The 23,222-nt window shown below is 68.4% G+C and carries 23 protein-coding genes and 1 pseudogene; 11 read left to right on the top strand and 13 right to left on the bottom strand.

Translation table 11 applies throughout. From position 1 onward, the window contains the following. Window positions 1–56: 56 nt before the first annotated feature. Window positions 57–920 carry a DUF2510 domain-containing protein gene (locus ACIOSY_RS07945; protein WP_400851695.1) on the top strand — a complete coding sequence of 288 codons (864 nt, stop codon included), beginning with the start codon at window positions 57–59 and terminating at the stop codon, window positions 918–920. 25 nt (window positions 921–945) lie between these two features. On the opposite strand, the gene ACIOSY_RS07940 is transcribed toward ACIOSY_RS07945, so the two are convergent. Then, a complete protein-coding gene (locus ACIOSY_RS07940) occupies window positions 946–1,983 on the bottom strand; it encodes a methionine synthase (RefSeq protein ID WP_400851692.1) in 1,038 nt (345 codons plus the stop codon). Between the two features lie 20 nt (window positions 1,984–2,003). Beyond that, complete coding sequence (locus ACIOSY_RS07935) at window positions 2,004–2,996, bottom strand: putative oxygenase MesX (protein ID WP_400851690.1); 993 nt, start codon at window positions 2,994–2,996, stop codon at window positions 2,004–2,006. A gap of 123 nt (window positions 2,997–3,119) precedes the next feature. Here ACIOSY_RS07935 and ACIOSY_RS07930 point away from each other — a divergent pair, with 123 nt between their 5' ends. The 6 genes from ACIOSY_RS07930 to ACIOSY_RS07905 all read left to right on the top strand — a co-directional run bounded on the left by ACIOSY_RS07930 (window position 3,120) and on the right by ACIOSY_RS07905 (window position 9,613). Further along, complete coding sequence (locus ACIOSY_RS07930) at window positions 3,120–4,061, top strand: LysR family transcriptional regulator (RefSeq protein WP_400851687.1); 942 nt, start codon at window positions 3,120–3,122, stop codon at window positions 4,059–4,061. Between the two features lie 107 nt (window positions 4,062–4,168). Beyond that, window positions 4,169–5,119, top strand: a complete 951-nt coding sequence (locus ACIOSY_RS07925) for an ABC transporter ATP-binding protein (protein WP_400851684.1) — start codon at window positions 4,169–4,171, stop codon at window positions 5,117–5,119. Continuing rightward, the gene (locus ACIOSY_RS07920; protein WP_400851681.1) at window positions 5,106–5,873 is read left to right on the top strand and encodes an ABC transporter permease; all 768 of its coding nucleotides are present in this window, start codon (window positions 5,106–5,108) and stop codon (window positions 5,871–5,873) included. Before ACIOSY_RS07925 ends, ACIOSY_RS07920 begins: the two co-directional genes overlap by 14 nt. Continuing rightward, window positions 5,870–6,562, top strand: a complete 693-nt coding sequence (locus ACIOSY_RS07915) for a TetR/AcrR family transcriptional regulator (RefSeq protein WP_400851678.1) — start codon at window positions 5,870–5,872, stop codon at window positions 6,560–6,562. Before ACIOSY_RS07920 ends, ACIOSY_RS07915 begins: the two co-directional genes overlap by 4 nt. Further along, window positions 6,559–8,892: an ABC transporter permease gene (locus ACIOSY_RS07910; protein ID WP_400851675.1), complete on the top strand. Its 2,334-nt coding sequence runs from the start codon at window positions 6,559–6,561 to the stop codon at window positions 8,890–8,892. The genes ACIOSY_RS07915 and ACIOSY_RS07910 overlap by 4 nt, the downstream gene beginning before the upstream one ends. 4 nt (window positions 8,893–8,896) lie before the next feature. Beyond that, window positions 8,897–9,613 carry an ABC transporter ATP-binding protein gene (locus tag ACIOSY_RS07905; RefSeq protein WP_400851672.1) on the top strand — a complete coding sequence of 239 codons (717 nt, stop codon included), beginning with the start codon at window positions 8,897–8,899 and terminating at the stop codon, window positions 9,611–9,613. A 30-nt stretch (window positions 9,614–9,643) separates the two neighbouring features. On the opposite strand, the gene ACIOSY_RS07900 is transcribed toward ACIOSY_RS07905, so the two are convergent. From ACIOSY_RS07900 to ACIOSY_RS07885, 4 genes are all read right to left on the bottom strand, one after another. After that, entirely contained in the window at window positions 9,644–10,147 is a 504-nt protein-coding gene (locus ACIOSY_RS07900; protein ID WP_400851669.1) for a ClbS/DfsB family four-helix bundle protein, read from the bottom strand. Beyond that, window positions 10,147–10,728, bottom strand: a complete 582-nt coding sequence (locus tag ACIOSY_RS07895; RefSeq protein ID WP_400851666.1) for a phosphatase PAP2 family protein — start codon at window positions 10,726–10,728, stop codon at window positions 10,147–10,149. Before ACIOSY_RS07895 ends, ACIOSY_RS07900 begins: the two co-directional genes overlap by 1 nt. A gap of 196 nt (window positions 10,729–10,924) precedes the next feature. Next, a complete protein-coding gene (locus ACIOSY_RS07890; protein WP_400852630.1) occupies window positions 10,925–12,298 on the bottom strand; it encodes an APC family permease in 1,374 nt (457 codons plus the stop codon). 153 nt (window positions 12,299–12,451) lie between these two features. Further along, the gene (locus ACIOSY_RS07885) at window positions 12,452–13,549 is read right to left on the bottom strand and encodes an alcohol dehydrogenase catalytic domain-containing protein (protein ID WP_400851663.1); all 1,098 of its coding nucleotides are present in this window, start codon (window positions 13,547–13,549) and stop codon (window positions 12,452–12,454) included. A 115-nt stretch (window positions 13,550–13,664) separates the two neighbouring features. On the opposite strand from ACIOSY_RS07885, the gene ACIOSY_RS07880 reads away from it, so the two are divergent. Then, window positions 13,665–15,056, top strand: coding sequence for a PucR family transcriptional regulator (locus tag ACIOSY_RS07880; RefSeq protein ID WP_400851660.1), 1,392 nt, complete (start codon window positions 13,665–13,667; stop codon window positions 15,054–15,056). A 292-nt stretch (window positions 15,057–15,348) separates the two neighbouring features. Continuing rightward, window positions 15,349–15,933 carry a 2'-5' RNA ligase family protein gene (locus tag ACIOSY_RS07875; RefSeq protein WP_400851657.1) on the top strand — a complete coding sequence of 195 codons (585 nt, stop codon included), beginning with the start codon at window positions 15,349–15,351 and terminating at the stop codon, window positions 15,931–15,933. A 44-nt stretch (window positions 15,934–15,977) separates the two neighbouring features. On the opposite strand, the gene ACIOSY_RS07870 is transcribed toward ACIOSY_RS07875, so the two are convergent. After that, window positions 15,978–17,108 carry a VanZ family protein gene (locus ACIOSY_RS07870; protein ID WP_400851654.1) on the bottom strand — a complete coding sequence of 377 codons (1,131 nt, stop codon included), beginning with the start codon at window positions 17,106–17,108 and terminating at the stop codon, window positions 15,978–15,980. A gap of 165 nt (window positions 17,109–17,273) precedes the next feature. Here ACIOSY_RS07870 and ACIOSY_RS07865 point away from each other — a divergent pair, with 165 nt between their 5' ends. Then, the gene (locus ACIOSY_RS07865; protein WP_400851651.1) at window positions 17,274–17,930 is read left to right on the top strand and encodes a hypothetical protein; all 657 of its coding nucleotides are present in this window, start codon (window positions 17,274–17,276) and stop codon (window positions 17,928–17,930) included. A gap of 6 nt (window positions 17,931–17,936) precedes the next feature. On the opposite strand, the gene ACIOSY_RS07860 is transcribed toward ACIOSY_RS07865, so the two are convergent. From ACIOSY_RS07860 to ACIOSY_RS07850, 3 genes are all read right to left on the bottom strand, one after another. Continuing rightward, complete coding sequence (locus ACIOSY_RS07860) at window positions 17,937–18,245, bottom strand: transcriptional regulator (protein WP_400851648.1); 309 nt, start codon at window positions 18,243–18,245, stop codon at window positions 17,937–17,939. Window positions 18,246–18,250: 5 nt separating this feature from the next. Beyond that, the gene (locus tag ACIOSY_RS07855) at window positions 18,251–18,685 is read right to left on the bottom strand and encodes a hypothetical protein (RefSeq protein ID WP_400851645.1); all 435 of its coding nucleotides are present in this window, start codon (window positions 18,683–18,685) and stop codon (window positions 18,251–18,253) included. A gap of 159 nt (window positions 18,686–18,844) precedes the next feature. After that, window positions 18,845–19,600 carry an SDR family NAD(P)-dependent oxidoreductase gene (locus ACIOSY_RS07850; protein WP_400851642.1) on the bottom strand — a complete coding sequence of 252 codons (756 nt, stop codon included), beginning with the start codon at window positions 19,598–19,600 and terminating at the stop codon, window positions 18,845–18,847. Window positions 19,601–19,722: 122 nt separating this feature from the next. Between ACIOSY_RS07850 and ACIOSY_RS07845 the strand changes: the two genes are divergently transcribed. Further along, window positions 19,723–20,295 (top strand): GNAT family N-acetyltransferase, encoded by a 573-nt coding sequence (locus ACIOSY_RS07845; RefSeq protein ID WP_400851638.1) that lies wholly within the window; start codon window positions 19,723–19,725, stop codon window positions 20,293–20,295. Here ACIOSY_RS07845 and ACIOSY_RS07840 read toward each other — a convergent pair. The 3 genes and pseudogenes from ACIOSY_RS07840 to ACIOSY_RS07830 all read right to left on the bottom strand — a co-directional run. After that, window positions 20,267–20,755 (bottom strand): GNAT family N-acetyltransferase, encoded by a 489-nt coding sequence (locus ACIOSY_RS07840; protein ID WP_400851635.1) that lies wholly within the window; start codon window positions 20,753–20,755, stop codon window positions 20,267–20,269. The two genes, ACIOSY_RS07845 and ACIOSY_RS07840, sit on opposite strands and share 29 nt — an antisense overlap. 537 nt (window positions 20,756–21,292) lie before the next feature. Continuing rightward, the gene (locus tag ACIOSY_RS07835) at window positions 21,293–22,735 is read right to left on the bottom strand and encodes a phytoene desaturase family protein (RefSeq protein WP_400851632.1); all 1,443 of its coding nucleotides are present in this window, start codon (window positions 22,733–22,735) and stop codon (window positions 21,293–21,295) included. Window positions 22,736–22,819: 84 nt separating this feature from the next. Next, window positions 22,820–23,222 (bottom strand): annotated as a pseudogene (locus tag ACIOSY_RS07830) (hypothetical protein); the annotation flags it as partial.

Here is a 23,222-nt window from a genome sequence, read left to right as displayed (position 1 = left end):
CGATGGCCCCCCGTCGGGATACGCTCGAACCTCGACGGCGGAGGGGAAGACACGTCATGACGACAGCACCGGGATGGTACGAGGCGGGGACGCCGGGGCGCGTGCGCTGGTGGGACGGCACGCAGTGGACGGAGCATGAGAGTGAGGCGCCCGTGCCGGCACCCGCTCAGACATCTCCCGCCCAGACGCCCTTCGCCCAGGCCGCTGCACCGCTGCCCGGCTGGTACGTCACGAGTGCCGAGTCGGCGCGGTGGTGGGACGGGAAGAAGTGGACCGGATCGCGCACCAAGAACGGCACGCCCGGGATCGACTGGTCCACCACCGAATCGGTCCCCATGACCTTCGCGATGGGTACGATGTTCGCCGCATTGGGCTGCGTGCAGCTGGTGCTCGGCATCCTCTCACCGGGGGTAGCGTTCGTGGGAGCTCCGACGCTCTTGCTCGCCGCGCTGTGGTTCAGCATCGGCATCCAGACCTCGATCGTGCTGCGGATCCCGACCCCGACCTCGGCCCCGCTGATGCTCGAGATCTTCCGCCCCCTGCCCGGAGAGCAGGAGGGTCCCGGGGCGGGCTGGTACCCGATCTCCGCGACCGCGAGCCGGTGGTGGACCGGCGCGCGCTGGACTCAATACACGAACTCGAAGTTCGGCATTCGCCCCACCTTCCATGGCCCGCAGACCAAGATCACGCTCCGTCGGCTCGCGATCGGCGTGTTCGCCCTCGCCGCGATCGTCGCGATCATCGGCATCGTGTTCATCATCGTCGGCACGAACAACCCCGAGAATTACGTCGCATCGATTATCGGCTGGGTCATGGCCATCGGCGGCGCAGCGTTCGCCGGACTGGGCGCCCTCGTCCTCGCGATGACCAAGCACCAGACCCGCCTGCTCTTCCCGCCGACGGAGCCGCCGCGAGTCTGAATCCCGCCCGTGGCGTGCTCCGCGATCAGCGCGTGTTCGTGGAGAGTTCCTCGCGGAGCAGGGCCGCGCCAGCGCTGAGCGCGCTCAGCTTGCCGAGGGCGACATCACGCGGAACGGGCGCCATGCCGCAGTTCGTGCTCGGCACCAGCTTGTCGGCGTCGACGAAGGCGAGCGCATCCCGCAGGGTGTCGGCCACCTGCTCCGGCGTCTCGACCGTCGTGCTCGACACATCGATCGCTCCGAGCATGACCTTCTTGCCGCGGATCAGCTCGATGAGATCGAGCGGCACGTGCGAGTTCGCTCGCTCCAGCGAGACGGTGTCGATGATCGACTGCTGCAGGAGCGGGAACGACTCCTCGTACTGCCGCCACTCCGATCCGAGCGTCGCCTTCCAGTCGTTGTTCGCCTTGATGCCGTAGCCGTAACAGATGTGCACGACGGTCTCGGCGCGCAGCCCCTCGGCGGCCCGCTCCAGCGTCGCGACTCCCCAGTCCTTGAGCTCGTCGAAGAAGACGTTGAAGGCGGGCTCGTCGAACTGGATAACGTCGACGCCTGCGGCCTCGAGCTCGCGCGCCTCCTGGTTGAGGATCGTCGCGAACTCCCAGGCCAGCTTCTCGCGGCTCCGGTAGTGGCGGTCCGACAGCGTGTCGATCATCGTCATCGGGCCGGGCAGGGCCCACTTGATCGGCTGATCGGTCTGCTGGCGGAGGAATCGCGCGTCGTCGACGAACACCGACTTCTCGCGACTCACGGCACCGACGACGGTCGGCACGCTCGCGTCGTACCGGTCACGGATGCGGACCGTCTCGCGCTGATCGAAGTCGACACCGCTGAGGTGCTCGATGAACGTCGTGACGAAGTGCTGACGGGTCTGCTCGCCGTCGCTGATCACGTCGATGCCGCGTCGGCTCTGCTCCTGCACGGCGCTGCGCAGGGCATCGCGCTTGCCCTCGGCGAGTTCATCGCCCTCGAGCTTCCACGGCGACCAGAGGGTCTCGGGCTGCGCGAGCCAGGAGGGCTTCGGCAGGCTGCCGACGATCGACGTGGGGAGAAGCGTGTTCATAGTCGGGGATGCTCCGCCGGTCATGCGGCCGCGACCGGGTAGCCGGCGGCCCACTGGGCCAGCGCCTCGCCGTGCGGCTTCATGAAGTGCTCCGCCGTGTGCTTGCCCTGGGCGAGCGCGAGCTGGCTGCGCTCCTCGCGGTCGTAGGCGATCTGGGTCGACGAGTAGTCGTTCTGGCCGAGGCTCGGACGGTAGATGCTCGCCGCCGCCGAGTTCGCGTTGTAGACCTCCGGACGGTAGATCTTCTGGAACGTCTCCATCGTGGCGATCGTGCCGATCAGCTGCAGGTTCGAGTAGTCGTTCAGCAGGTCGCCCTCGAAGTAGAACGCCAGCGGTGCCACGCTCCCGGGAGGCATGAAGTACCGCACCTGCAGACCCATCCGCCCGAAGTACTCGTCGGTGAGGGAGTGGTCGTCCTGCAGGTACTCGACGCCGAGGACCGGGTGGTGGTTCTCCGAGCGGACGTACTCCTTGCTCGTCGAGACGCTGATGCAGATGACCGGAGAGGTCGTGAAGCGCTCCCGGTAGGCATCCGAGGCGAGGAAGCGCCGGAACAGCTTGCCGTGCAGCCCGCCGAAGTCGTCGGGGAGCGTGAACTTGCCCGCGGCCTCGGTGGTGGCCGGCAACAGCACGCTGAAGTCGAAGTCGCGCACGTAGGAGGAGAAGTTGTTGCCGACGATCCCGTGGTGCCGACGGCCGCTCACGCGGTCGACGATCTGGATGTCGAGCACCTCGAGCAGCGGGAACCGCTTGTCCTCCCCCTCCGCTTCGAACTCCAGCCCGGCCGAGATGATGTCGAGCTCGAGCGTGTAGCGATCGCGAGTCGGGTTGTCCCAGTGCGCGAGGTCGTTGAAGCGGCGGTCGATCATCGTCAGCGCGTTGCGCAGGTTCTGCTGACGGTGCTCGCCGCGCGCGAGGTTCGCGAAGTTCGTCGTGATGCGCGAGTCGCTCGACGGCGAGTAGCCCTCGTCGAAGCGCGTGGTGGTGATGTGGAACGTGAAGTCGTTCGCCATGAGCGGCCCATCTGCTGGATGATCGGCCGGGAGGGCCGCGGGGAAGTCGGTACGTCCATCGTGCAACCAGACGAGAGTTATCAGGTAACTCGCCAGGCCTATGCATCCATATAGGCTCTCCCTATGGCTCGGTCTTCCAGCGGTATCACCCTCCAGCAGCTGCACTACTTCGTCGAGGTCGCGGCGGAGGGGTCGATCAGCGCGGCCGCCGACCTTCTCTACGTGTCGCAGCCCACCATGTCGGCGGCGATGAAAGACCTCGAGTCGCGAGCGGGGCGCACGCTGCTGCTGCGATCGGCGCGCGGGGTGACGCTCACCGCCGACGGCGCGGAGTTCCTCGGCTACGCACGGCAGGTCACCGAGCAGGTCGAGCTACTCGAGCAGCGCTACCTCGGCCGGCCCCCGTCGCGGCGCCTGCTCGGCGTCTCGGCGCAGCACTACTCGTTCGTGATCGACGCGTTCGTGCGGATGGTGAAGACCAGCGGCGCCGCGGAGTACGAGTTCTCGCTGCGCGAGACGCGCACGTGGGACATCATCGAAGACGTGCGCACACTGCGCAGCGAACTCGGCATCCTGTATCGCAACGACTTCAACCGCAGCGTCATCGACAAGCTGCTCCGGGACTCGGGGCTCGCGTTCCGCCCGCTCTTCCTCGCCGAGCCGCACATCTTCATCTCGCGCAAGAACCCCCTCGCCGCACGGGACCGCGTCACCCTCGACGATCTCGCCGGCTTCCCGCGGCTCACCTTCGACCAGGGCGCCAACAACTCCTTCTACTTCGCAGAGGAGATCCTCTCCACCCTGTCGACCCCGCAGGAGATCCGCGTCTCGGACCGCGCCACCATCTTCAACCTCATGATCGGACTCGACGGCTACACGATCTCGACGGGCATCATCAGCGACGACCTCGACCCCGAGATCGCCGCGATCCCGCTCGACGTCGACGAGCGCATCGAGATCGGATGGATCGGCCACTCGGCCATCCCGCTCACCGAACAGGCACAGCGGTATCTCGAAGAGCTGCGGGCCGTGGTCTCGGACTTCGGGGTCGAGCTGATCGACTAGCACCGAGGTCGCCGGTCGCCCATCCGGTCGAGTCTGAGAGCCCTCGCACGCATTCGCATTTTGCGCCCCTCTTCCAATACTCTACAGTGTAGATATTGGAGGTGGACATGCAGATCGCACGTCTGGAGTTGCGCAACGTCCGTCGAGCATTCGGGCAGCGCGAAGTGCTGTCCGACGTCAGCCTGCGCCTGGAACCCGGCGAGATCGTCGGGCTTCTCGGGCCGAACGGCGCCGGAAAGTCGACGCTCATCTCCATCGCCAGCGGGTCGCTGCATCCCGATTCCGGATCGGTCACCGTCGACGGCGTCGACGTGCGGACGCACCGCGCAGTCGCCGCGGCGCTGATCGGCAATGCCCCGCAACACCTCGGCATCTATCCCTCGCTGACCCTGCGAGAGAACGTGCGCGCCTTCGCCAAACTCCACGGCCTCCGTGGAGCCGCCCTGCGGCGCCGCAGCGACGACGTCATCGAGAGCGTGGGGCTCGCACCGTCCGCGGGCGTGCCCGCGGAACAGCTGAGCGGAGGACAGAAACGACGGCTGCATCTCGCGATGGCCCTCACGCACTCCCCTCGCCTGCTGTTCCTCGACGAGCCCACCGTCGGCGCCGATGTCGAGTCCCGGCAGCAGATCCTCGACCTCGTGCGACGCATCGCCGGCGACGGTACCGCCGTGCTCTACACCACGCACTACCTCAACGAACTCGAGCAGTTGCCGGCGCGCATCGCGCTTCTCCACCACGGCACGCTGCGCGACCTCGGCGACGTCGCGACCCTGATGAAGACAACGGGCGACGGCGCCGTGCGGGCGCGGATGCTCGACACGGGCGCGCCGCCCGAAGGATGGATACGTGACGGCGACTGGCTCGTGAGCGCAGCGACCGGCGAGAGCGCCGGCGAGATGCTCGTCGGTCTCGTCGTAGGGCTCGGCGATCGCGCGTCGCGCATCTGCGATGTGCAGTTCCGCCGCCCCACCCTCGAGAGCGAGTACGTGCGGCTGCTCCACGAAGACAGCCTGCGCATCGATGCCGGCACGGAGGCCGACGTTGCTGCGGCGTAGCCTCGCGATCGCGGCCATCGACGCGCGCATTCTGCGGCGCGATCCGTCACCGGTTCTCGTCATGACGGTCATACCGCTCGTCTTCGTCCCCTTCTTCGCCCCGGGCGCCCGGGCACAGCTCATCGCCGCGGGCTACCCGAACGCCACGGGCATCGAGTACGCGGTTCCCGGCCTCGCCGTGCTGTTCGCCCTGCTCTGCGTGCAGCAGGTGGTGACGGCCTTCTTCCGGGAACGACAATGGGGCACCTGGGAGCGGCTGCGCGCCTCGCCGGCACGGGGCTCCGAGCTTCTCGCGGGAAAGTCGCTGACGGCGTTCGCCGCGCAGCTCGCGCAGGTGGCGGCGGTGGTTCTCGGCGGCGCTCTGCTGTTCGGTTACCGCCCCACCGGCTCGATCGTCGGCCTCGCCCTCGTGCTCATCGCCTTCTCCGGCACGATGGTCGCCTTCGGCCTTCTCCTCGTTGCGGCATCCCGCTCCCTCGAATTGGCCTTGGTGATCGGCAACGTCGTGGCGATGCTGATGGCCGGCATCGGCGGTGCATTCGGCCCCACCGACACCCTTCCCGGGTGGATGCAGGCGGTCGCGCCCGCCTCGCCGGCGTACTGGGCTCTGCGTGCGATGAGCGCGATCACCCTCGACCGCGCCGAACTCTCCGATGTGTTCGGAGACATCCTGCTCCTGCTCGGGTTTACCGTGGCCTTCAGCCTGCTCGCCCTGCTCGTTCTCGCTGCCCGCCAACGGAAAGGCACCTCATGATGACTCCCCGACCCGAGCGGTTCTCCCGACTCGATGTGCTGTCGGCTGCCCGCGAACTCCTCGACGCGAGTGGGGTGGAGCATCTCACGATGCGCCGTCTCGGCACGGCGCTGGGAGCGGATCCGATGACCGCCTACCGTCACTTCTCGGGAAAGGCCGAGTTGGCGGCCGCGCTGGCCGATGGGTTCTGGGCGGGACTCTCGCTCCCTTCCCCCACCGGCGTGCCGGACTGGCGCACGTATGCGCACCTTCTGATGAGAGCCGTCCGCGCAGAGCTCGCCGCGCACTCCGGACTCATCCCCATCGTCGCGACGCATCCGATCGCATCTCCGGCCGGGCTGGCGGTGGCTGACGAGGCCATCGGCATCCTGATCGATCTGGGCGCACCGGTCGATCCCTCCCTGGGCGACCTCGTCAATGCGCTCGTCATGATCACCGTCGCCTCGGCGATGGGCGAGTACTCCGCGCCCGCGGGCTCGGAGACGACGGCGGATTTGTCGGCTGGGGAGGCGGGTGCGGACTCGACCCCGGAATCCGCGAACGACTCGGCGGAGCACCTCCTCGCGACGATGCCCCATCTCGGACGCGTCATCGGGGCCGGGTGGGTGCCGTCTCCGGAACGCCAGTTCGAGACGGCTATCACCGCCCTCCTCCGTGGCTGGCCCTTCGAACATCGCCCCGCACCGTGACAGCACTCTCGAGCGCCGGGCGGATGGCCCTCGCCCGCATCCGCAGAAATCCTCTCAGCAGCATCGCGCTGATGCTGCTGATGGGAATCGGTTCCGCGACAGCGGGCGCCGGTGTCGCCACCCTCGTCGAGACGGTCGGCGCGACGGAACGGCTCTTCACGCTGGCGAAGGCACCCGACGCCGTGCAGATGCACGTGGGCGCGGTCGATGCACGGGAGCTCGACGCCTTCGCCGCAGAGCACCACGCCCTCATCGACGACCACCAGGATCAGGTGGCTCTCCAGCTCGACAATCTCGATCTCCGCATCGACGGCGACTCCGACGTGGCCCGCGCAGGGGTCATGGATCTGCTCCTGGTCACGCAGAACCCCCGCTTCGACTTCCTCGTCGGGTCGGACGGACGCCCCGTGGTCGTCGATGAGGGCGAGATCGCCGTCCCGGATTACTACGCGCAGGCCTACGCGCTGGAACGCGGCGATCGGATCGAACTCACCGTGGGAGACGGGGTCGAGGAGTACACGGTCTCGCACATCGTGCGAGATGCTCAGATGGGACCGAGCCTGGTCAATTCCAAACGCTTCGTCGTCTCGGCGGCCGACTGGAATCATCTCGCGGCCACCCTCCCGCAGGAGCACGTCCTCACGTTCCGACTCTCCGACGGCGCGGGTGAGCGGTTCGCCGAGGCGTATCGTCTCGGCGATCTCCCCGCGAACGGAGCAGCCGTCGACGGCGAACTGCTGCGCCTGATCGGCGCTCTGACCGACGGGCTCGTCTCGATCCTCAGCATCCTGGTGAGCATCGTGTTCCTGGCGATCACGATGCTCTGTCTGCGCATCATGGTGCTGACCGCACTGGAAGAAGACGTCCGCAGGATCGGCCTTCTCCGCGCGCTCGGTTTCTCCCACCGGCAGGTGACCAGGATGCTGCTTCTCGGGTACGGCCTTCATGCGGCAGCCGGCCTCCTGATCGCTCTCGTCCTCGTCGGCCCCATCACGATGATCCTGGCCGGCGATGGACGCGCGCCCCTCACGGGCGGTCACGCGATGCCGGCCGATCTCGCCGCGCTGCTCACCGTCATCGTCACGTCGGCGCTTCCGCTCGCGCTCGCCGCTCAGCTGCTCCGCCGCGTGCGCGGGATCAGCCCCCTGACCGCACTGGTTCAGCCACGCGTGTCGCCGACGACCCGGCGACCGCGAGGGCTCCGGTGGGATCGTTCTTTTCCGGTCTCCGCCCGTCTCGCCGTCCGCGGTCTGACGACCCGACGCACGACCGCAGCACTGCTGATCGTGATGGTCGCGTGCGGGGTGGTGCTGTCGTCGATGCCCGGGCGCGTGACCCAGACCATCGCGGCGCCGGAGTTCGTGACGGCGATGGGTGTCGGCCAGAGCGACATCCGGGCGTTCATTCGCGGTGGCGCCGATGACGACGCGAGCGTGCGCCTCGAGCGGTCTCTGCAGGCGGATCCGGATGTCGAGCGGTTCGCGCGTGCGACCAGTTTCCGGGTCGACCTCGTCGGAAGCGAGCGCAGCGAGAGCACCGAGAGCATCGCCTTGGAAGTCGGTGACGCCTCGCTCTTCCCTCTCACGTACGCGCGAGGATCGGGGCCGATGCGTCCCGGCGATGTCACACTGTCGACCCTCGCCGCCCAGAGCGCCGGAGTCGACGTCGGGAACTCGGTCGAGCTGAACGCGGGTGGGGCCGCGCAGCGTTACCGCGTCACCGGCATCTATCACGACATCACCAACGGCGGACGATCGGGGAAGACCGTTTCGTTCGATCAGGATGCCGGGTCCGCGCTGTGGCACACGGTCATGATCGATGTGCGCGGCGGGGTGGATCCGAACACCAAGGCCTCGACGTGGGCGCAGCAGCACAGCGCGGCGACGTTCACCGAGCTGGATCGCTTCGTGCACTACACGCTCGGTGACACCGTCGATCGCCTGCGGACGGCTTCGCTGATCGCGTGGGCCGCCGCCGTGACGGTGATGTTCCTGGTGTTCGCGCTGCGGGGGCGTCTCGAATCAGCGCGTGATGAGTCGTCTCTGCGCCTGCTGCGGCTGCTCGGATGGCCCGTCGCCGCGCTCCGCCGAATCGCACTGCTGCGCGCTGCCGGCGTCGCCACGATCGGGTTGCTGCTCGGATGGATCGCGACCGAGGCTCTCGGCCCGGCCGTGCTCGGTGCCACGCTCTCCTCGTTCGGCGGCGGCGCCACCGCCCTCGTCGCTCCGAACGCGTCGTTCGTCGTCCCCGGTGCCGCCGTGGCGATCGCCGCGGTCGTGGGCGCCCTCCTCGCCACCGCCGCCGCACCTCCGCTCCGCAACGAAAGCTGACCCGATGACCCCTCCCCCACTCCTCCTCGACGCACGCGGCGTCGTGCGACGATTCGCGGCCGACGCCGGAGATTCCACCGTGCTGGGTGGCATCGACCTCGAGATCGCCGAAGGCGACTACGTCGCGCTCACTGGCCCCAGCGGCTCCGGAAAGACCACGCTGCTCTCGTGTCTGAGCGGTCTCGACCACCCGTCGTCCGGCACCATCCGTCTCGCCGGCGAAGACCTCTCCCTGCTCGATGACAGGCGGCTCGCGCACCTGCGACGCACGACGGTGGGGTTCGTCTTCCAGCGCACCGATCTCCTCGACGAGCTGCTCGTGCTCGACAACATCCTCCTCCCCGCCCACGGGCGGCGAGGACGGGTCCCCGCCGACGTCCGCGCGCACACGATGCGCCTCATGGAGCGCCTGGATATCGCGCACCTCGCGGGCCGCCGGCCGCACGAACTGTCCGGTGGGCAGCGACAGCGCGTCGGCATCTGCCGCGCGCTGGTCAATCGGCCGCGCATCCTCTTCGCCGATGAGCCGACAGGCGCACTCCACAGCGAATCCGTTCACGAGGTGCTCTCCGTGTTCGACGAGCTGAACGCCGCGGGCACGACTCTCGTCGTCGTCACGCATGATCCCGCCGTGGCTCGGCGCGCACGCACGCGCTGCCATCTCGTCGACGGCCGCCTGGCGCCCTCGCCCGAGCTGACCACCGCCGCCGCCGCCGATTGAGCATCCGTCGGTGCGCGAGGTCGTGCGTTCTCAGAGCGCGCGGAGCCACCGGCGGATGCGCCCGCTGGCGTTCCGGTAGGGCGAGGAGGTGTTGAGCGAGATCATGCGCCCCAGCGTCCACGTGCGGTACCAGGGCGATCCGTACAGTTCTTCATCGGTGCGCGCGCTCACGAGCTCTACGATGCCTCGCTCGACGTCATCGAGGTGCGCGCGCAATGCGGCCCAGGATTCGCCCTCGCGCTCACGGTAGAAGCGCTGGGCGAGCGCACCGAGATCGCTCCAGCTGGCATCGGCGGCTGGGAACTCGCCGGGTTGCCCGGCCGCCCTGCTCTCGTGCCAGCGCAGCACCTGCTGGTTCCACCCGATCAGGTACGCGACGAGATCCGCGGGACTCATCATCGTTCCTCGCACGTGCCCCGGTAGCACGGGCTCGCGCGCGGCATGCGAGGGCACCCGGTCGAGCTCCCTCTGCAGACGCGCGTACTCCTCGTCGATCGCCGCGAGCAGCTGTTCCTTCGACGCCGGGATCGCCATCACACCCTCCCCGGTGACCGGCGCGACTGCCACGCACGCGCGAGGCCGATGACCGCAAGGGTCGCGGCCATTCCGACGACGGCACCGAATGCGACGTCGTGCACGTAGTGCACCCCCTGCAGGACTCGCCCGATCGCGACACCTGCGGCAACCACGAGAGCGGCCGCAGCCACCCAGGTCCGCCCCGCCGCGACGGCGATGACGATCGCAGCGCCGAAGGCGAGCGTCGCGTGGTTCGACGGCAGCGACCAGTCTCCTGCCGGTGGGCAGTCCGATGCGCTCGGCCACCGCGTGCACGGGCGCGGTTGCAGGAACACGAGCTTCGCGAGTTCGCTCGCGCCATAGGCGACGACGACGCCGACGGCGCCCGCCACCACGTGCACCCGACGCTCGGGATGCCGGCGCCAGGCGTAGACGATGCTGGCGAGAGTGGCGCCGGCCAGAAGCACGAGCCCGATCTCGGAGACGAGATCGACGTTCGGGATGCCGGTGCCGAATGCCGACAGCGCGCGGGTTCCGACGACGCTGACGCTGCCCGGGGCCGGAACGATCAGCAGGATGACGGCAAGGATGCTCGCCACAGCGATGGGGAGCAACGGAAGGCGCGACGAAGACGAGAGGGCACGCCTTCGACGCTATCGCCACCGATCCGGCCGGCGCATCGACCTCGAGACCGAGACCGCGTCATCCGGGCGACGTACGCCGCGAGGTCGCCCGACGACGAACACTGAAGAGCCCCCTGGTCCTCCCAGGGGGCTCCTCTGCAGGGCTTGGTGATCAGCCGACGCCATCCATCGCCGACGTCTCGGTGTTGCCGATGCGCGCGATCACCTCGGGGCGACGCGCCTTCAGGTACCAGTAGCGACTGAGGGCCGCGAGCACGCACACGACGAACACGTACGGGATCACGTTGAACGGGAACGCCGGCACCGGGAACACGTTCGCGAAGAACACGTAGGCCATCGTCGCCACCGCGATCGTCGCGCAGACCCAGACGAGACCGTTGCGCATGCCGGCCCGCTGCGTGTAGACGACGCAGGCGATCGCGACGAGCGCGTACGCGACCATGTAGCCGTAGGTGCCCCAGGTGTTCACCCACACCAGGATCTCCATGGGGTCGGCACCCGCCACGAGGAAGACGATGTCGACGACCACGGCGAGCGCGCCGGCGGCGAGCAGCACGCGGTGCGGGGTGAGGTGGCGCTCGTGGGTGCGTCCGAACCGCTCGTGGACCACGCCCTCCTTGCCCATCACGTAGACGATGCGGCCGATGACGTTCAGCGGCGCGACGACCACAGCGAAGAACGACGCGGCGACGCCGAACGTGAGCACGGGAGCGAACCAGGCCGGCATGCCGATGAGTTCGGACATGCTCTCCAGCGGGCTCGCCGAGGTGGCCAGGTCGTCGCCGAGAACGGCGATCTGCGTGTAGGCCGCGAAGACGTAGAGGATGCCGACGGTGAGCGCGCTCCACATGATGGCCCGGGGGATGGCCTTGTACGGGTTCTTCGCTTCACGACCGAGGGCGTCCGCCGATGAGAAGCCGACGAAGCCGAGGATGCCGAGCACCATGCCGGCGGCGATGCCCTGGAACGACGACCCCTCGGCGATGAGCTGCGCGGGATCCCACGCGGCCGGGCCGGCCCAGACGAGAGCCGAGATCAGCAGCACGAGGATGATCGCGACCGACAGCAGCTCGAGCACCAGCGAGACGCGGGCGGAGAGGCGGATGCCGCGGATCGTGAACAGCGTCGCGAGGCCGCCGAGCACGATCGCGAGAGCGATGCTCCAGCCGACACTCGAAGCGGGCACCCCGAGCAGCGTCAGGAACTGGCTCATGTACGACACCGACCCCATGAGGGATGCGGCGGCGATGCCGAAGCATCCGATCAGCAGTGCCGCCCCGGCGAGGTACGCACCTGCCGGGCCGAGGCCCTTCGATACGTACGTGTACAGGGAGCCGGCCGAGGCGTGCTTGCGCGCGAAGACGACCACGCAGTAGCCGACGCAGAGGATCACGATCGTCGCGAGGCCGAAGGCGTAGAGGGTGCCGTTGCCGGCGCCGAGGAAGATCGCGGCGGCGGTGAAGGCGATCACCGCGCTGGGGGCGATGTTCGCGATCGCCTGGGCGGCCAGCTCGGGTCCGCTCATCACTCCCCGGCGCAGGCCGGCGTCGGTGAGAGGCGCCGCGGGGGTGCCGGGCGGATGCTGTCGGGATGTCGTGGTCAAGGGGTGCTCCTTCGCATCGGGTTGGTCGGAGTCGGGCAGGGAGGGTCGGGCAGGAAGGTCGATCAGGGAGGTCGATCAGGGAATGAGGAGTGTGCGCAGCGCCTGGCCGGACTCGAGCTCGGCGAAGGCCTCGGCGGCCTCGGCGAGCGGGCGGCGCGAGGAGATCAGCGGATCGAGGATCAGCTGGCCGTCCATGTACCGGTCGACGAGCGCCGGGATGTCGATGGCGGGTCGCACCGAGCCGTAGTTCGAGCCGAGGATGCGCTGGTCGGCTTCCGCGAGCACGAGCGGTTCGAACGATGCACGCGCACCCGTCGGCGGCAGGCCGACGATCACGGCGGCGCCGCCGAGTCCGAGCATCTCGATCGACTGCTCGGTGGTGATGGTGCGGCCGATCGCGTCGAAGGCGTAGTCGACGCCGTCGGGGAGGAGGGCGCGCAGCTGTGCAACGGCGTCGCCGTCGGGGGCGACGATCTGGTCGGTGGCGCCGAACTGCGCGGCGAGGCGGGTCTTGTCCTCGCGCACGTCGATGGCGACGATCCGCTCGGCGCCGGCGAGGCGCGCGCCCTGGATCACGTTGAGTCCGACGCCGCCGCATCCGATCACGGCCACGAGCGCACCGGGTTCGACGCCGGCCGTGTTCATCACGGCACCGACGCCGGTGGCGACCGCGCATCCGACCACGGCGATGACGTCGAGCGGCGCGTCGTCGCGCACCTTGATGGCGCCCGAGGCGGGAACCACGACCTCTTCCGCGAACGACGAGACGCCCAGGTAGTGGTGCAGGGTCTCGCCGTCCTTGCTCAGGCGCGAGGTGCCGTCGAACAGCACACCCAACGGGGCGACGACCGTCGCCACCTTCTGGCAGCGGGCCTCGTGACCCGATCGGCAGTACCGGCACTCGCCGCACGGCGGCACCCAGCTGAGCACGACGTGGTCACCGACGGCGAGCGACGTGACGCCCTCGCCCAGTTCCACGACCACGCCGGAGCCTTCGTGGCCCATCACCATGGGCGTCGGGGCCGCCCACTCCCCGCGCTTCACGTGCAGGTCGGAGTGGCAGACGCCCGCAGCGGCGATCTTCACGCGCACCTCTCCGGCAGCCGGCGGTGCGAGCTGCACCTCGGTGTGCTCGATCTGGCTCTCGGTGTCGCGGAATACGATGGCCCGCATGTGGCCCCCTTCGTTCGTGTAGGTCGGCCCCATCGTAGGAACGCGCGCACTCCGGTGTCATTCACCGAATTGATGATTTATGAGGCGCGAGACCGACATTCCTTATACTGCGGATATGACCCGAGACCTGGCATCGATCGCGCGCGTGATCGGCGGCACGTTGATCGAGGGCGGCCCGTTGGGCGCCCGATCCCCCGTCGCGAGCGTCGTCCCCCTCGCCGACTTCGCGGTCGTGCCGCATCCGGATTTCGCGACGCTCGTCGTCGGCGACCCGGCCGAGATCGCGTCCGCTCTCGACGATTCCGACCGAAGCACCCCTCTGCGTCACGCCGTCGCCGTCGTGACGGGTGGGCTCGACCCCATACCCGACGGCGTCACCGCGATCATCGATCCCGACATGGATGCTGCGGTGGTGCTGCCGACGCTCCAGGCGCTGCTCGCGACCGATGCAGCGGCCGAAGACCGCGCCGTGCTCGCCGCGACGAAGGTGTTGGCGCTCGCCGCGCGCCGCAGCGGCGTGGCCGGTGTGGTCGCCGAGCTCGCCCGACGGCTCGACGGGTGGGCGGTGCTGCTCGACCGCGACGCGCAACCCATCGCCTCCGCCGGGGCCGGTGCGCTGCACATCGGCGATGCCGTCGCCGTCGCGTTCAACCGTCCCGTTCGCGTGCGCAGCCGCGCGCTGCAGGTGCATCCGGTCGGCACCGACGAAGACATGTCCGCCTTCCTGGTCGTGACGGCCCGCAGCGGATCGACGAGTCGAGCGCGCGACCTGAGCTCGCAGGCGGCGGCGCTCCTTGACCTGCTGCTGCGCACCCACGACGGCAGCCGCACCGAGCGACTCGGTCGCGCCACGATGATGCGCGTCCTCGAAGAAGGCGGGTCGCACGCTCTCGCCCTGGCGAAGGAGTGGGGTGTGCGCGACCGCACCCTGACCGCGTTCACCCTCTCGCCCCGGTCATCGAGCGTCGACGCCGAGCGCGTGGTGATCCACTGGCTGCAAGACCTCGGAGCCCCGCACCTGGTGTCGGCCGCGCACGGCGTCGTCACCGGCTTCGCGCGCGATGAGCACATCGACGAGATAGCCCGGCGCACCGCGGCCTTCTCGGTTCCACTGCACCTCGGCCTCGGCTCGCCCGCGCCGATCGACGCGCTCGCCGGTTCGGCGGAGGAGGCGCGCCGAGCCCTCGACGTCGCGGTCGCCGAGGTGCGCCCCGTGGTCCGCTACCGCGGCATGCCCAGCATCGACCTCGTGCTCGACCGGCTCGCCCCCTCCGATACGCGAAGACTCGCCGCGCTGCTCGAGCCGCTCCGCAGCGAAGATCTCGTCGACACCCTGCGCGGATTCCTGGCGGAGAACGGCGCGTGGGGCGCGGCATCCGCTCGTCTCGGCATCCATCGTCAGACACTCGCCGCGCGCGTCAGACGCATCGAGCACCTCACCGACCTCTCGATGTCGAGCGCCGACGACCGCGCCGCCGCCTGGTTGGCGTTGCGGGCGAGCGCCTAGGGGGCTGGCTCCCCAGGCGAACGAAGCCCCTGTGACGTGCACCCGAAAGCCAGGTCCGTCGCATGGGGGATGCGGACGGCCAGGATGAGTCCCTAGCGTGGGCAGCATGGATATCGCGTCGATGATCATGGGGGCGTCCATCGTTTCCATCGCCTGGATCGCATTCTGGCCGTGGACACAGCTGAAACGGCTGCGAGAACTCGAGGCACGCGCTACCTCCGGCTCTGACCCGGAGCCGACTCCGTAGCCGAGTGGGGCGAGCGGGGCGAGCGACGCCGCGTATCGTCGACACATGCGCAGACCGTTCATGCACACTCCGGAACAGCTCGCCTCTCTCGATGGCCAGCAGTATCTCGTGCTACGGCCGAGGCTCGCGGTCGCAGATCTCTACACGGCAGAGCAACCTGCGGCGCTCGAAGTGGCCGAACTCCCGCGCCCGCATACGGGCCACGTCACTCTCCGCGGCTTCTACGAACCGACGCGACAGGAAGATCTCGCCTCTCTCGTTCGCGCCTGGGCGGCCGCTCAGCAGCCGATCGAGATCATCGCCGAAGCCGTCGACGCATTCCCGGCGCCGTGGCAGATCCTGATTCTGCGGCTCGCCCGCACACCTTCCCTCGTGGCCGCCTACGCGACCCTGACCGAGTTGCTGGCCGCCTCCGACTTCCGCCGGCTCGGCGAACTGGACCTCGACGACTGGACGTTCCACCTGTCCGTCGTCTACGGGAAGACCCTCACGGGCGAAGCCTGGAACGACATCGAGTCCGCGCGTACCAGGGACCTCGTCGAACCGCCCCACGAGATCGTTCTCGACGCGGAACTGGTGTCCTACTCGCACGGTGAGGAGCACGCCGAAATCATCCGGCTCGGCACCTGAGGCGCCGCCCGATCACGACCCGACGAGGCGGTGCGGTGCTGCGGTCAGGCGCTCGCGTCGCGGGAGTCGCGCAGGTCACCGCCGGACACGAGCAGCGAAAGACCCCGGCGCCCCCGGGTGAAGGGCACCGAGACGATCGCAATGAACACGATCAACGCGCTGACGATCCCGATCACCCCGACGATCGTCTGCGTCATCCCGACATCGGCGCCGGGCAGTTCCTGTGCGACCGTCGCCACCGTGTACGGAAGCGCGACGATGGATGCTCGGAACAGTCGACGTGCCGCAGAAGCCCGCCCGTTTGGCCACCGCGGTGCGAGCCAGACGAGCCGCTGGCCGATCGAGGCACCACTCGACCGCAGCGCGGGGATCACGATGACGAGCACGACCGTTCCTGCACTGATCAGACCGACCTCGACGAGGCTTTGCGCTCCTGCCGGTCCCCGACCGCCCGAGACGATCAGTCGCGGCACCAGGACGACCAACGACAGTGCGCTGATGGCCACCTGCACGGCGATCGCATCGAGGATCATGCCGAACCACCGACGCCACACGGTGACCGGCCGGGCGACCGAGCGTGTCGCGCGCAGGCTGTGCGCACTCGGCATCCACGAGAGCAGAAGCGGAGCCAGCAGAACCCCGATGGCCGCGCCCGCGGTGTTGGCGATCAGATCGTCGACGTCGGCGACGCGATACGAACACTCGTAGAGGCCCCAGACCGCCGTGAACTGCGTCGCTTCGATCAGCAGCGACAGCCCGGCCCCGAGCAGGATCGACACCACCGGTCCCCGGTTCCAGTAGCGCCGGGCGATCATGCCGAACGGCACGAAGAGCGCGACGTTCAGCACGACCTGGAGAGTCGCCCGGCTCGTGAGCGTGCCCACCAGGGAAAGGCCCTGCGTCTCGCCCAGGATGTCGGCGATCGAATGGCCGGGGATCAACTCCACCCCGGCGATGCTCACGCCGCAGTTCGCCCGCATGTCGGGCAGCGGCAGCAGGGTGTACGCGACGAGGGCCACGGCATAGACGCTGACCGCGGCTGCGCCGAGCAGGCGGCGGAACGACATCCGCCCGTATCGACGCGTCTGCACGAGCAGCATCGGACCGAGCACCGCGAAGAACAGCAGGGAGCCTCCGACGAGCCCGATCCACGCCTGCCACGTCCACCCCGTCATCCGAACAATCCTAGGAGAGTCGGGCCGACGTGAGCTGCGCGGGTCGCGGGTCAGGGTGGTGGGCGCCCGGACGCGGTCGCCGGGTTGGATAGCGTGGAGTCATGATCGAGCCGACGAAGACGACTGGTGTCATGACGAAACGCGTGCGAACGGGAGCTGCCGCGATTGCGGTCGCGGCGCTTCTGGCAGGATGCTCCCCTTCTGCGCCCTCCCCCCGAGGCGACACCCACGGCGAGCGTGGAAGAGCGGTATCAGGAGCAACAGGCCGAGCAGCGCCTGGAGTCGCTCGTCGACCCGATCTCTCCGCTTCCGGCAGCCACACCGACGACACCCGCCGGCAGCACTCTAGGCGCTGGCGAATGGGCCGTGGTCGGCCGCGAATGGCCCTCCGATCAGACCACGATGACGGTCGGCGTCGCGCCCGTCTCAGCGACTCGCGGCGACCTCGAGGTGGACTTCGCGTATCTCCCCGACGAGGAGCGGGCGAAGCTGGGCGCCGTCACGCCGATCTACGTTGACTACCAGTTCGCTCTCCTCGAGGGCGAGCGCGTCTACCCGACCGCGAGCGCCGTGCAGCTGATCCTCTCCGACGGCTCCATCGCCGACATCCCGATCATCGTCGGCGGGATGGGGCCCTCGCAGACCGACGAGCTCTGCCCGCGGGAGCCCGCAGCATCCGACTTCCCCCAAGAGGTCGGCGACGTCTACCAGGGCTGCAAGACGTTCCTCATCCCCGACGGACTCGACGCCGTCAGCGTGCAATGGGGCGGCGAAGCGGCCTACAAGACCGACGGGGTGCGCTGGCCGGTACCGGTGGAGTGAGACGCATCACCCTCTCGCCGACCGAACGATCTCTTCGAGCCGCCGAAGGTAGGCGTCGAAGGACTCCCGCCCCGCATCGCTGAGTGCGATGCGACGGGCACGCTTGTCGGCAGGACTGCTGGTGACGGTGACGATGCCGGCATCCGTGAGCGCGGATACGTGCTTCGACAACGCCGATTTGCTCACGCCGATGAGGCTGAGGAGAGCCGAGAACTCGACGTAGTCCGAGGTCGCCAGAGCCGCCAGCAGAGTCAGCCGCACCGGCTCATGCAGCAACGGGTCGAGGCGCAGGGATGCTGCGTCTCTTTCTGGCATTTCGCTCATCGGGTCTTCCCGGAGTCACCCGCCGCAGAGGCGCCCGCAAGGCGCTGCAGTCCGGCTCGGCAGAGTACGAGAATCACGACCGCTGCGGCGAGGGCTCCGATCGTATTGGGGGCGATCCATCCCGCTGCGCGCACGGGAAACTGCACCGCGATGTATGCCGCGATGGCCAGCACGATGCCGCCGACGACCATCCACGCACCCACCCGGTCGGTCCAGGTCAACCGCGGACGGATCGACCGGATCGACAACAGCCCCACCGTCGCCAGCACGACGAGACCCGAGAGATAGACCATGTCGAGATCGAGCGCCCCGCCGATCACCAGCGCGGCGACGGAGACGACGAGAGACGTACCCCACGCGCCCTTCCTGGCCGACAGGTGGTTGATCCGATGCACCTCGGCGAGGCGACTCGCTGCTTCGTTGCTGTCCATAGCTCCTCCTTCGTTTTGTTTCCTGAGTAGAAACTAACAGATAGTTTCTTCAAGGGCAACCAGTTAGGGCGGCCGACGACACGCCGATCCGGCGTCCCACGGCCGCCGCCTCGCGCTGCTGCCGCGATCACCGCCCAACGGAGGGATCGTTCTCGTCGCTCATCGGGCGGTGTAGCCGCCATCCACAGTGATCGTCGATCCGGTGACGAACCAGGATTCCGGCGTCAGAAGATGGAGAATGCTCGCTACGACCGCGCCCGGCGTGCCGATTCGACCGACCGGATGCAGTTGCTCGGCGGACTGTCCGAACAAGTCGGCTGTGCCCCGCGCTGTCGGAACCGCGGCCTTGGCCTGGTCGACGACCCGAGTCGAAATGCTCGTTCCACTGATGGCCCCAGGTGCGACGCAGTTGACCGTCACGCCGTCCGGCGCCATCTCGACGGCAAGGCTGCGCACCACTCCCCCCAGCGCATGTTTGGAGATGGTGTACGCCAGGCCGCCGGCACCCGCCACAACTCCGGCGATCGAGCCGATGAACACGATCCGCCCGTACCGCACGGCACGCATCGCTGGAGCCACCGCCCTGGCCACCCTCACCGCCCCTTTGACATTGATGTCGAGCACGACGTCGAGCAGCTCGTCGGTCGTCTCTTCGAGAAACGCGTGGTTGTCCATCACGCCGACGGCATACACCAGTCCGGCTGGCGGACCGGTGCGCTGCGCAACCTCCTCGATAATGGCGCCCACTGCTGGATCTCGAACATCCGCTATCCGGTATTCCACACCGTCGAGGCTGCGGACCGGGTCCACGGCATCGAAGATCACGACGCGGTTTCCGCGGTCGCGAAGGGCCTCCGCCGTCGCGGCACCGATGCCTGAAGCTCCCCCAAAGACGAACATCACGCGGTCATTCATCCGACACATCCTCCCTGCCGATAGCCAGCTCTGGGACGGGCAGCCAGACCAACGACAGAGATCCCGCTATACATCGCTGGGCCGACGCGGACCACTTCCGCGCCCCGTACCTTTGAGACATCATGACATCGCCGAGCATCAACGAATCGCCCTTCTTGGACGTGGCCACTCTCACGACCACACGGTTGAGGCTGGAGCCGCTGGGCCCCGAGCACCTCGACGAAGTACTGGCGGGACTCGCCGATCCTGAGACGGTGCGATTGACCGGAACACGCCAGGAATTCACCCGCGCAGACGTTGCGCAGCACCTCACGACGTTGCCCATGCGCGACGATCGCCTGGACTGGGCCATCATCGACCTCGAGACGGGAAGCTACGTCGGCGAAATCGTGCTGAACGAACTCGAGGAGGAGAACGCCTCGATGAATTTCCGGATCGCTCTGATGCCGCGATGGACCGGGCAGGGCTACGGCACCGAGGCCACCGGGGCCGTGCTCGATCACGCGTTCGACGAGATCGATCTGCACCGCGTCGCGCTCGACGTGTATTCGTTCAATCCACGAGCGGCGAGATCGTACGAGAAGGCGGGCTTCCGCTACGAGGGACGCCAACGGCACACCCTCTTCTGGGAAGGCGACTGGGTGGATTCCATCCTCATGTCGATTCTCAGCACCGATGATCGTCCGGGCCACTGACGAGAGGGAGTGATACGCGGATCAGCCACGCATCCATTCCTTGGTCTTCCCACCCCATGCTGTGAAAGAACTCTCTGGCTGGAGCGTTCTTCTCGTCGATGAAGGCGATCCACCGTCTTGGCTCCGGGTGCCCGGCCCAGGACAGGGCGGCCTTCAGGGATCGGCGCCCGAGCCCGGCCCGCCGACGCGCCGGGTCAACGCAAAGATCGCTGATCACATGTGCATCCCCAGTCGGATCCCACACGCAGCCGACCAGTCCGATGGGCCGACCCCGCCCGTCCTCAACGACGAGCTCCACCCCCTGATCCTCGCCCAGAACGTGCTCGAACCACTCGGCATCCACGGGGCCGAGACGCAGGTCCACCACTGGGTCCTGCGCCCAGACTTTCAGCCAGGACCAGTCGTGCCGCACGATCCTGCGCGCACAGTCACCATCGCGCCGATTCCCCTGCCCTGGCATCCGTTGATCCTCCCGCGCTCACTGCGACCGACTTTCCTTCACGACCAGCTCCATTATTCTACAATGTAGGTATACGGCGATGGAAGCAGCCCCTTCGTGGTCGCAGGTGCGCGACCGAAATCTTCCGTATCCGCGTCACGATCGTCCGAGCACCGAGTGTAATAAGTAAGTCGTCAAGACCCGTCCGGCGCTCCCCGCCGGGCCTCTGCGGGCCCCATCCCGGCAGGGAAACCCTCCCATCGAAAGGGGGAGCAGCACAGCTGCTCCCCCTTTCGTCTCCTCACGACAGCTCAGCAGGGCCGTGCGGAGGCCGTCCGTCACCGCGCGACTCGGGCCCATTCCGGAATCCTCCGGCAGGAGCACGTCACGAATCGCCGCATCGCGGGTATACATAGTGACGGTTCGGCCGTTGCGATCTCCCAGGTCGCGCCCGGTGTCCTCCCCGTCGCCGGGCATGCGGGGAGGGGCGCACCCCTCGCGCTCCTCCCCGTTCTCCCACTGCAGTCGCTGCCCCGCCCGGCAGTTCGGCACTCAGAACTACGCAGACGCACGCGGACGAGAGCGGGCGACGACCGCCAGTGCATGCTGTGCGGCGTTGTACCCGCACATGCCGTGCACCCCTGGCCCCGGTGGCGTCGCCGCGGAGCAGAGGTACACACCGGCGACGCCGACGTCGTAGGGTGACATTCTCGCGGCCGGGCCGAGCAGGAGCTGCTGCATGGTCTTGGCCCCGGTGAGGATGTCACCGCCGACGAAGTTGGGATTCTCGCTCGCGACATCCGCGGTGGAATAGCTCCGCTGCGCCACGATGCGCTCCCGGAACCCCGGAGCGAACCGCTCGATCTGCTGGATGATCGCCTCCGTGGCATCTCCCGTGTGGCCGTGAGGGACATGCGCGTACGCATAGACGGGCGCCAAGTCGCCGGCGCGGCGAGTCGGGTCGGCGACATCCTGCTGGCCGACGAGCACGAACGGGCGCTCGGGCATCCGGCCGCGCGCGATCTCCGCCTCCGCGCTCGCGATCTCGGAGGCCGAGCCGCCGACATGCACGGTGCCGGCGCGGGACACCATCGGATGCTCCCACGGAACGCCACCGTCCACGACGAAGTCCACTTTGAAGGCGGAGGGTCCGCTGCGGAACCGACGGAGGCGCCGTCTGTTGCGCCGAGGGAGAGCCTTCCCGACGATGCCCCTCACCTGCGCGGGGTGCACATCGAGCAGGAGGAGATCGTGGGGCGGGAGATCCGCCCGATTCGTCACACGATGCCCCGCGACGAATCGCACCCCTCTCGAACGGAGCGAGTCGACGATCGCATCGGTGAGCTCCGATGTGCCACCGACGACCACGGGCCATCCGACGCCGTGGGCAGCGGTCAGCAGCGCGGCGGCCACGGCGCCGGCGAAGGGGCGGGAGAACGGCTGGAAGGCGTGCGCGGCGATTCCCGCGTAGAGGGCTCCGGCTGACTCGGATCGCAGGAGACGCGCGATCGCGTTCGGCGGAGCGGCAGCGACCATGCCGAAGCGGGCGAAGAGGAACGGACGCTTCGGCATGTGCACTGGCGGCGCGAACAGGTCCTGCGCAAGATCATCGAATCGACGTGACGGGCCGCCGAACATACGACGCCATGCGCCACCGCCGGCGCCCAAGCCATGTGCTGTCATCTCTACCGACTGATGGAGGAACGCGGCGCGTCCGTGATCGAGCGGATGGGCGCACTCGATCGGAGCGCGGCCCCATTGCACGGCAGGAGCCATCTCCGCGAGGTACGGCGAGACCAGAGCCAGCGGATGCACCGCCGCACAGTGGTCCTGCACGACTCCGGGGATAAGTGGCTCAGAGGCGCGTGCTCCCCCGCCGAGAACGTCGTTCGCCTCGTAGACGGTCACGTCGTAGCCCGCAGCATTGAGCACGTGTGCAGCGGCGAGCCCGTTGGGGCCACTGCCGACCACGATGGCGACGCCCTCCGTCACGGTGATCATTCGGCTAGACCTTTCTGAGAAAGAAAAGAGGGGTAGGGCGGGAGCCCGAAGACTCCCGCCCTACCGTGGGATGGTGCGAGGGGATTACTCCGCCTCGACCTCCCGCTTCTTGCGACGCCCGAGAACTGCGGCGAGCAGTCCGAGCAGGGTCAGCATCGTTGCACCGATGCCGAGACCCGTGGCCATCGCAGCGTCGCCTCCGGTGATGGCGAGCGAGCCGTCAGACTTGCTCGAACCACCGTTGCTCGACGTCTGCGCCGCCGGGTTCTCGTCACTGCCGGCGGAAGCCGAAGCGCTCGAACCAGGGTTGGCCGATGCATCCGTGTTCGCGGCAGGATCGGCCGAAGCCGACGCCGCAGCGCTCACGTTCGCATCCGCGCTCACATTCATCGATGCGTCCACAGACGAGTCCGCGGTTGCGGCGGCCTGGGCAGCGGTCGAAGCATCGGCGTCTGCTGCCACCGAGGCGTCAGCGTTCGTCGAGTCC

This window comes from Microbacterium sp. NPDC087665, assembly GCF_044743285.1.
Lineage (GTDB): Bacteria > Actinomycetota > Actinomycetes > Actinomycetales > Microbacteriaceae > Microbacterium.
Note: the sequence above shows the minus strand (reverse complement) of the source record. Positions and strands in the feature narration are given on the sequence as shown.